Genomic DNA, 267 nt, shown 5'->3' on the forward strand with positions numbered 1-267 from the left:
ATGCCTCAGTCTTCTGCCGTTTCTGCTCGTCATTGTCCTCCGGCGCGAACCCGGCTGCGAAGCTGAGCTGTTGTACCACCGGCCAAAGCGGTGTGCCCGTGTATTGCGGTGAACACTGATAGCGCAGGACGATGTGAGAGTCCTCGGCAGTCTCATCCAGCAGGGCCTGCACCAAGCGGGACTTACCGATACCGGCCTCGCCAACCACGAGCACCGCTTGGCCTTCCCCGGCCACGGACTGGCGCCACCGCTCCAGAACCAGTGCCA

At 63.3% G+C, this 267-nt stretch carries 1 protein-coding gene; it reads right to left on the reverse strand.

The window, feature by feature from the left end; translation table 11 throughout:
• Positions 1-267: AAA family ATPase (locus tag KBI52_RS00300; protein ID WP_210804728.1), on the reverse strand; the 267-nt coding region annotated here is incomplete at both ends.

This window comes from Microvirga sp. HBU67558, from assembly GCF_018069605.1.
Classification (GTDB): Bacteria; Pseudomonadota; Alphaproteobacteria; order Rhizobiales; family Beijerinckiaceae; genus Microvirga; species Microvirga terrae.